At 65.4% G+C, this 8,784-nt stretch carries 8 protein-coding genes; 6 read left to right on the top strand and 2 right to left on the bottom strand.

Annotated features, from left to right (window positions below; genetic code table 11):
• Positions 1 to 3: 3 nt before the first annotated feature.
• The gene (locus AUP43_RS16945) at positions 4 to 891 is read right to left on the bottom strand and encodes a LysR family transcriptional regulator (protein ID WP_067559866.1); all 888 of its coding nucleotides are present in this window, start codon (positions 889 to 891) and stop codon (positions 4 to 6) included.
• 100 nt (positions 892 to 991) lie between these two features.
• On the opposite strand from AUP43_RS16945, the gene AUP43_RS16940 reads away from it, so the two are divergent.
• The 6 genes from AUP43_RS16940 to AUP43_RS16915 all read left to right on the top strand — a co-directional run bounded on the left by AUP43_RS16940 (position 992) and on the right by AUP43_RS16915 (position 5,551).
• Entirely contained in the window at positions 992 to 1,717 is a 726-nt protein-coding gene (locus AUP43_RS16940) for an SDR family oxidoreductase (protein WP_067559864.1), read from the top strand.
• A gap of 21 nt (positions 1,718 to 1,738) precedes the next feature.
• Positions 1,739 to 2,101 carry an Atu4866 domain-containing protein gene (locus AUP43_RS16935; protein WP_067559862.1) on the top strand — a complete coding sequence of 121 codons (363 nt, stop codon included), beginning with the start codon at positions 1,739 to 1,741 and terminating at the stop codon, positions 2,099 to 2,101.
• 42 nt (positions 2,102 to 2,143) lie between these two features.
• Positions 2,144 to 2,635: a nuclear transport factor 2 family protein gene (locus AUP43_RS16930; RefSeq protein ID WP_067559860.1), complete on the top strand. Its 492-nt coding sequence runs from the start codon at positions 2,144 to 2,146 to the stop codon at positions 2,633 to 2,635.
• 70 nt (positions 2,636 to 2,705) lie between these two features.
• Positions 2,706 to 3,737 carry a GDP-mannose 4,6-dehydratase gene (gmd, locus tag AUP43_RS16925; protein WP_067559858.1) on the top strand — a complete coding sequence of 344 codons (1,032 nt, stop codon included), beginning with the start codon at positions 2,706 to 2,708 and terminating at the stop codon, positions 3,735 to 3,737.
• Between the two features lie 103 nt (positions 3,738 to 3,840).
• Entirely contained in the window at positions 3,841 to 5,007 is a 1,167-nt protein-coding gene (locus AUP43_RS16920; RefSeq protein ID WP_067559856.1) for a glutathionylspermidine synthase family protein, read from the top strand.
• Positions 5,000 to 5,551 (top strand): DUF1190 domain-containing protein, encoded by a 552-nt coding sequence (locus AUP43_RS16915; RefSeq protein WP_067559854.1) that lies wholly within the window; start codon positions 5,000 to 5,002, stop codon positions 5,549 to 5,551. The genes AUP43_RS16920 and AUP43_RS16915 overlap by 8 nt, the downstream gene beginning before the upstream one ends.
• 13 nt (positions 5,552 to 5,564) lie before the next feature.
• Here the strand turns inward: AUP43_RS16915 and AUP43_RS16910 are convergent, their stop codons facing one another.
• Complete coding sequence (locus AUP43_RS16910) at positions 5,565 to 8,768, bottom strand: efflux RND transporter permease subunit (RefSeq protein ID WP_067559852.1); 3,204 nt, start codon at positions 8,766 to 8,768, stop codon at positions 5,565 to 5,567.
• Positions 8,769 to 8,784: the final 16 nt, after the last annotated feature.

The raw sequence follows: 8,784 nt of genomic DNA, 5'->3' as shown, positions 1-8,784 counted from the left end.
GCTTTATCGGCTTTTGACGAAGTCGACGAGCGCCCGGAGTTTCGGCGCAAGGTTGCGGCGGCTGGAGAAATAAAGAAAGAAGCCTGGAAAGCTCGGGCAGAATTCCTCCAGCAGCATAACCAGCTCGCCGCGCGCCAGCCAGGGGCGGAAGCTCTCCTCCATGCCGACGGTGACGCCGGCGCCCATGCAGGCCAGGCGGATCATCAGTTGCATGTCGTTCGTCGTGATCTCCGGGTTGACGGCGACGTCGAAATCCCGCCCATTCTCGGAAAATTCCCATCGGTAGGGGGCCACCCCCGGCGCCGGCCGCCATCCGACGCAGCGATGATGCACCAGGTCGCGGGGATGCGTCGGCGGGTCGACCCGCGCCAGATAGCTGGGCGCGCACACGGCGACCTGGCGCTGATCGTCGGACACCGGGATGGCGATCATATCCTGCTCGATCACCTCGCCGAGGCGGACGCCGGCATCGTACCCCTCGGCGACGATGTCATGCTCCTCGTCGGTGATGACGATATCGAGCTGGATGTCCGGATAGGTCCGCGCGAAGGAGGCCAGCAGCGGGCCGGACAGAAACGTCTCGGCAATCGACGACACCGCAAGGCGAAGCTGACCGGCCGGCCGCTCGGTCCGGTCGATGGTCTTCTGCAAGGCCGTCGTGATGTCCGAAAGCGCGGGGCCTATCGTCTGGTAGAGCTGGCTGCCCGCCTCGGTAAGATTGACGCTCCGTGTCGTGCGCTGGAACAGCGCCACGCCGAGCCGCGCCTCCAGGCCATTGATCGCCTGGCTGACGGCCGAGCGCGTGACGCCAAGGCGATCCGCGGCCGCGCGAAAGCTGCGCGCCTCGGCAACGGCGACGAAGACGTTTATCGATTTAAGGTCCGGCATCATTGGTTAGGAGGTCTTACCAGAGAATATAAGAATCAGCAAATTCTCATGCCAATGATCAGCGCCTACCTTCTTCTGAACACGAACTTCAGAGGAATGCAAAATGTCGCTCGACAAAGTTGTCGTGGTCACCGGCGCCTCAAGCGGGATCGGCGAGGCCATCGCCCGCGATCTTTCGGAGCATGGCGCCAAGGTGATGCTCGGCGCCCGCCGCACCGAACGGCTGGAGGCAATCGCGAAAGAGCTGAGCTGGGAAGGCGGCGCCGTTCAAGCCCGCCAGGTCGATGTCACCCGCCGTGACGAGGTTCAGCAACTGGTCGACGCCGCCTGTGCCGAATGGGGCCGCGTCGACGTCATGATCAATAATGCCGGCGTCATGCCGCTCTCTCTCATGGCCTCGCTGAAGGTCGATGAATGGGACCGGATGGTGGATGTCAACATCAAGGGCGTGCTTTACGGCATCGCCGCCGTGCTGCCCGGCATGACGGCGCGCCGGTCGGGACACATCATCAACATCGCGTCGATCGGCGCGCTGTCCGTGGTGCCCACCGCCGCAGTCTATTGCGCCACGAAATACGCGGTGCGCGCCATTTCCGACGGGTTGCGGCAGGAGAATGACGCCCTGCGCGTCACCTGCATCCATCCCGGCGTGGTGGAGAGCGAACTGGCCTCGACCATCACCGATCCGGTCGCGGCGGACGCGATGAAGACCTATCGCGCCATCGCGCTGACGCCCGACGCCATTGCCCGCGCGGTTCGCTATGCGATCGAGCAGCCGGGCGATGTCGATGTGAACGAGATCGTCGTTCGCCCCACAGCCGCTTCCTGAACAATGAAGAAGGAGAGATCGATGCTTCGCTTGCAGATCATTGCGGTCGCCTTGCTGGCGACCGTCCCGGGCGCGCTTGCCGCCCCGCAGAGCTTGGCGCAAGGCAGCGCCAGCCAGTCCGAGCAAACGGCCCATCCCTATACCGGGATGTGGGTCACCGCCGATGGCCATATCCGGCACGAATTGCTGCCGAACGGCCGCTATGACGAAGCGCGGGGCAACCGCGTCAGCGCCTATCAGGGTCGCTACACCGTGACCGGCAACCGCATCGAGTATGTCGACGATACCGGCTTCACGGCCGACGGAACCTTCATCGACGACGTGCTTTATCACGGCGGCATGGTGTTGCGGCGCGAGACGGCGTCCCGAAACAAGTCCGACTGAACCCAGGCCCGCGGCAGCGGGCGCACATGAAGGAGATTGTTCATGCTTATCCAGAATATCGGCCGATTCCATCTCGCCCTAGTTTGCGCGGTTTTCCTGGCGGCCGCGCCGTTGCTGCCGGCCAAGGCATCGCAAAGCGCAACGCAGGAAGCCACGAACACCGCCCTGGTCCAGCAGGCTTTCGACAATTGGCGGCAAGGGCGCGGCAGCGTGTTCGACCTGCTGTCCGACGATGCCGTGTGGGTCGTCGCCGGCATCAGCCCGTACTCCGGCACTTACGAAACGCGCGAGGATTTCCTGGAGCGCGCGGTGCGCCCCATCGTCGGCCGCCTGGCGACGCCGATCACGCCGGACGTAAAGCAGATCGTCGCCCAGGGCGAGCATGTGGTGGTGATGTGGGACGGTACGGCCACCGCGAAGAACGGTGATTCCTACCGTAACAGCTATGCCTGGCACCTCGTCCTCGCCGAGGGAAAGATCACCCGGGTCACCGCCTTCCTCGATACCTGGAGCCTGAACGAACTCATGCGCTAAGCTGATGTCCTGCCCCGCCACGTCGGCAGCCGGCGTGGCGGGGATAAAGGCAGCGTGGAGACGGGCTTTCATGAAAACCGCGTTCGTGACCGGTGTGCTAGGCCAGGATGGCGCCTATCTGTCGAAGCTGCTGCTGGAAAAGGGTTACAAGGTCTATGGCGCTTATCGCCGGAGCGCGTCGGTCAATCGCTGGCGGCTGAAGCGGCTGGGCATCGACCGCGAGGTCGAGATGGTGCCGTTCGAGCTGCTGGAATATTCCAACATCCAGCGCTGCATCGCGAGGATCAGGCCGGATGAATTCTACAATCTGGCCGCCCAGAGCTTTGTCGGCGTCTCTTTCGAGCAGCCGGTCTTCACCGGCGAGGTGGACGGCATCGCGGTCGCCCGCATCCTGGAGGCGATCCAGACGGTCAGTCCGGAGACCCGCTTCTACCAGGCCTCGACCTCGGAGATGTTCGGCCGCGTCCAGTCGCCCACCCAGTCGGAGACCACGCCGTTTCATCCGCGCAGCCCATATGGCGTGGCCAAGCTGTACGGGCATTGGATAACCGTCAATTTCCGCGACTCCTTCGGGCTGCATGCCTCGTCCGGCATTCTGTTCAACCATGAGAGCCCGCTGCGCGGCCGGGAATTCGTGACCCGCAAGATCACCGCCGCCTTCGCCGAGAGGGTCGAGGGCGGCGATCAGGTGCTGGCGCTGGGCAATCTGGATGCCGAGCGGGACTGGGGCTATGCCGGCGATTATGTGCGCGGCATCCACCAGATGCTGCAGCAGGACCGGCCGGGCGATTACGTGCTCGCCACCGGCCGCAAGACCAATGTGCGCGCGTTTGTCGAGGCCGCCGCGGCGGCCTGCGGCTATCGGATCGCCTGGGAGGGTGAAGGCGCGCAGACCGTGGGGCGCGACGCGCGATCCGGGCGCGTGCTGGTGCGGATCGATCCGAATTTGCGGCGACCGGCCGAGGTCGACGAGCTGGTCGGCGACTATTCGAAGGCCAGGCGGCTGTTGGGCTGGCAGCCATCCGTCTCGCTGGAGCAGTTGGTCGAGATGATGGTGCGGGAGGATTTGGCCGCGCTTCGCCGGGGCGAGCTGTTGATGTGAGGCGAATGAAAATAGCGGACAGGACGGCAAAAGCCGTTAGAGTGCCCGCGAAAAATAAAAAAGAGGCGCGGCCGGTGGGGAAAGCCAGGAAAGTTTTGGCGGCATGAGGCGGGTGGACCTGCCGGAGCGTCCGGATTGGCGCGCGCGCTGCGAGCAGATCGGCTTCGATTGGCACACCATGTACGGTGCCGCCTACTGGACCGAATCCTACGCCTATGCGTTGAGCGAGGCGGAAATCGACCGGCTCGACGACGCCACGGCGGAATTATACGGCCTGTGCATGCGCGCCGTGGACGTCGCCTGCGATACGCCCGGCCTGCTCGACAAGCTGCAAATTCCGGCCGCCCTGCACGATCTGGTGCGGCAATCCTGGCGCGAGGGCGACAAGGATTTGTACGGTCGCTTCGACCTGCGCTTCGAGGCCGACCAGATCAAGCTCTACGAATTCAACGCCGACACGCCGACCGGGCTGTACGAATCGAGCGTGGTGCAGTGGCTGTGGCTGGAGGAGCAGCGCCAGGCCGGCCTGCTGCCGGCGGCGAGCGACCAGTTCAACTCGCTGCATGAGAGGCTGTGCGACGCGCTGCCGGTGCTGGCCGGAAACAAGACGCTCTACATGGCCAGCGCCCATGCGGCGCGCGAGGATGAGGGCACGGTCGATTATCTGATCGACTGCGCGCAGCAGGCGGGCATCCGCACGGTCAAGCTGGACGCCGCCGATATTGGCGTCTGCGCCGAGAACTGGCTGCGCGACGCCCGCGACGGCCAGCTCATCCAGCGCCTGTTCAAGCTGATCCCCTGGGAGACCATGGCGCGCAGCACGATGGCGCCGACGCTGCTGAACAGCGGCCGGTTCCTGATCGAGCCGGCGTGGAAAATGATCCTCAGCAACAAGGGGCTGCTGCCGCTGCTATGGGAGCTGTTTCCCGGTCACGAGCTGCTGCTGGCCGCCTCCTGGGAGCGGCCGGCCGGGGACGCGGCAGCCTATGTGGAAAAGCCGATCTTCAGCCGCGAGGGGCAGAATATCCGCATCTATTCGACCGATGGGGCCTTGATTCAGGACACCGGCGGTGAATACGGCGCGGAGCGCACCATATTCCAGGAATATGCGCCGCCGCCGAAATTCGAGACGGGCTATGTCGTCATCGGCAGTTGGATCGTGGCCGGGCAGCCGGCCGGCATTTGCCTTCGCGAGGATGACGGCATCGTCACCTTCAACCTCAGCCGCTTCGTGCCTCATTATTTCGTCAAGGAGTCCGACAATGCGTAGAAGCCGCTCCATCAAGCTGCTGTTCATGAGCGCCAGCGTGGTCGCGCTGACGGCCTGCGGCGAGGAGATTCAGACCGGCGTCTACGACACGGTCGAGCGTTGCGCCCTGGAGAACCCGGTAGCGGAGTGCGAGAAAAGCCTCGCCGCCGCCCGGCAGGTGCATGAAGAAACCGCGCCGCGCTTCCAGGCCAAGGAGGATTGCGAGCAGGAATTTGGCCCTGGCCGCTGCGAGCCCAGTGGGGTTACGGGTGGGGTTGCGGGTGGCGCTGCGGGCGAGCAGCAGCAGGCCAGCGCCGGCTCCACCTTCATCCCCTTCATGATGGGCTACATGCTGGCCAACAGCCTGCGCAGCTCCTCGGTCGCCGCGCAGCCGGTCTATCAGCGCAACGGCGCGTCGGGCTTCTTCACCGGCACCGGCTCCAAGGTCAGCGACGGGCTGGGCCGCACCATGGTCAACAGCGCCAGCAGCGTCGCCAAGGCCCCGGCCATGCGCGCGCCCATCGTGGCGCGCGGCGGCTTCAGCTCCTACAGCGCGGCGAGCTGAAGCCGCCGCCCGCTCACGCCGAATGTTCGGTGTGGGCCAGCGGGGAGGCCGGTGCGTCCTCTGACGCGCCGCGCAGGTGCTTCAGCGGGCGGTTGCCGGCCAGGCGGCGCAGCAGCACATAGAATACCGGCGTCAGGAAGATGCCGAAGATAGTGACGCCGATCATGCCCGAGAACACGGCGATGCCCATGGCCTGGCGCATCTCCGCGCCGGCGCCGGTCGAGATCACCAGCGGCACCACGCCCATGATGAAGGCCAGCGAGGTCATCAGGATCGGCCGCAGCCGCAGCCGGCTGGCCTCGATGGCGGCCTCCACCGGTGTGCGGCCGGCGAATTCCAGCTCGCGGGCGAACTCCACGATCAGGATGGCGTTCTTCGCCGACAAGCCCACCAGCACGATCAGGCCGATCTGGGTGAAGACGTTATTGTCGCCGCCGCTGAGCCAGACGCCGGTCATCGCCGCCAGCAGCCCCATCGGCACGATCAGGATGATCGCGATCGGCAGGGTCAGGCTTTCGTACTGCGCGGCCAGCACCAGGAATACCAGCAGCAGGGCCAGGGGGAACACCCACAGCGCCGAATTGCCGGCCAGGATTTCCTGGTAGGTCAGCTCTGTCCATTCGTAGGACATGCCGGCCGGCAGCGTCTCGGCGGCGATGCGGGCGATGGCGTCCTGCGCCTCGCCGGTGGAATAGCCGGGGGCTGCCCCGCCATTCACGTCTGCGGTCAGGAAGCCGTTATAGCGCATCGCGCGTTCCGGCCCGGCCGCCGTCTGCACCCGCAGCACGGCGGATAGCGGCACCATCTCGCCATTGCCGGAGCGCACCTGGAGCCGCCCGATATCCTCGGCCCGGGCGCGATATTGCGCATCGGCCTGCACGCGCACCGAATAGGTGCGGCCGAATTTGTTGAAGTCGTTCACATAGAGCGAGCCGAGATAGATTTGCAGCGTCTCGAACACGTCGGTGACGGAGACGCCGAGCTGGCGCGCCCGCGTGCGGTCGATATCGGCATAGAGCTGCGGCACGTTCACCTGGTAGCTGGAGAACACGCCCGCCAGCTCCGGCGTCTGATGGGCGCGGCCGACGAAGGCCTTGGTCACCTCGTCCAGGGCGGCATAGCCCTGGCCGGTGCGGTCCTGCAATTGCAGCTTGAAGCCGCCGATGGTGCCCAGCCCCTGCACCGGGGGCGGCGGGAACATGGCGATGAAGGCTTCCTCGATACCGGCGAATTTCTGGTTCAGCTGCATGGCGATGGCGTTGCCGCCCAGCGCCGGATCCTTGCGCTTGTCGAAATCGTCCAGCCCGACGAACACGATGCCGGCGTTGGAGCTGTTGGTGAAGCCGTTGATCGACAGGCCGGGGAAGGCGATGGCGTCGCGCACGCCCGGCTGCTGCAGGGCGATGTCGCCCATCTTGCGGATCACCTCTTCCGTGCGGTCCAGCGTGGCGCCGTCGGGCAATTGCGCGAAGCCGACCAGATACTGCTTGTCCTGGCCCGGCACGAAGCCGCCCGGCACGGTCTTGAACAGTCCGGCGGTGAGGCCGACCAGCAGCAGATAGACCGCCATCATCAGCGTCTTGCGCGAGATCACGCCGCGCACGCTGCCGCTATAGGCGCGGGTGCCGCGGCTGAAACCGCGGTTGAAGCCGCGGAACAGCCAGCCCAGCGTCTTGTCCATGAACCGGCTCAGCGCGTCCTTCGGCGCATCGTGCGAGCGCAGCAGCAGGGCGGCCAGCGCCGGGGAGAGCGTCAGCGAATTCACCGCCGAGATGATGGTGGAGATCGAGATGGTCAGCGCGAACTGCTTGTAGAACTGGCCGGTCAGGCCGGTGATAAAGGCCAGCGGCACGAACACCGCCACCAGCACCAGGGCGATGGCGATGATCGGCCCGGAGACCTCCCGCATGGCGCGGTAGGTGGCGTCGACCGGGCTTAAGCCCTCCTCGATATTGCGCTCGACATTTTCCACCACGACGATGGCGTCGTCGACCACGATGCCGATGGCCAACACCAGGCCGAACAGCGTCAGCGCATTGATCGAGAAGCCGAAGACATACATCACCGCGAAGGTGCCGACGATGGAGACCGGCACCGCCAGCAGCGGGATGATCGAGGCCCGCCAGGTCTGCAGGAACAGGATCACCACCAGCACGACCAGCAGCACGGCTTCCAGCAGTGTCATCACCACGGCGTCGATGGAGGCGCGCACGAATTGCGTGGTGTCGTAGACGATCTGGTATTCCACGCCTTCCGGCATGCTCTGCTGGATTTCGTCCATCACCACGCGGACCTGGTCGGAGATCTCGATGGCGTTGGAGCCGGGCGACTGGAACACCGGCACGGCGACGGCCGGCTTGTTGTTCAGCAGCGAGCGCAGGGAATATTCGGCGGCGCCCATCTCGATGCGCGCGATGTCCTTCAGGCGGGTCACCTGGCCGTCGTCGCCGGACTTCACGATGATCTCGCCGAATTCCTCCTCGCTCTCCAGCCTGCCCTGGGCATTGACGGAGAGTTGCAGGTCGATGCCCGGCACGCTGGGCGAGGCGCCGACCACGCCGGCGGCGGCCTGCACGTTCTGGGCGCGAATCTCGTTCACCACGTCGCCGGCCGACAGGCCCAGCTCGGCCACTTTCTGCGGGTCGAGCCAGACCCGCATCGAATAATCGCCGGAGCCGAACAGCTGCACCTGGCCCACGCCGTCGATGCGCGCCAGCCGGTCCCGCACATTGAGCACGGCATAATTGCGCAGATAGGTCATGTCGTAGCGGTCGTTGGGCGACAGCAGATGCACGACCATCATCAGGTCCGGCGAGCTTTTCACCGTGGTGATGCCAAGGCGGCGAACCTCTTCCGGCAGGCGCGGCTCGGCCTGGGAGACCCGGTTCTGCACCAGCTGCTGGGCCTTGTCGGCATCGGTGCCCAGCTTGAAGGTGACGGTCAGCGTCATCAGCCCGTCGGTGGTCGCCTGGCTGCTCATATAGAGCATGTCCTCGACGCCGTTGATCGCCTCCTCGATGGGCGTGGCCACGGTTTCGGCGATGACGCGCGGATTGGCGCCGGGGTAGTTGGCGCGCACGACGATCTGCGGCGGCACCACTTCCGGATATTCCGAGATCGGCATGGAGCGCAGCGCGATCAGCCCGGCGACAAGAATCAGGACCGACAGGACACCGGCGAAGATGGGGCGGTCGATGAAGAATTTTGACAGGTTCATAACTCGGAGATTCCCC

It is taken from the genome of Oceanibaculum pacificum (genome assembly GCF_001618175.1).
Classification (GTDB): Bacteria; Pseudomonadota; Alphaproteobacteria; order Oceanibaculales; family Oceanibaculaceae; genus Oceanibaculum; species Oceanibaculum pacificum.
The sequence above is the reverse complement of the archived record's forward strand: the minus strand, read 5'-3'. Positions and strand labels throughout refer to the sequence as shown.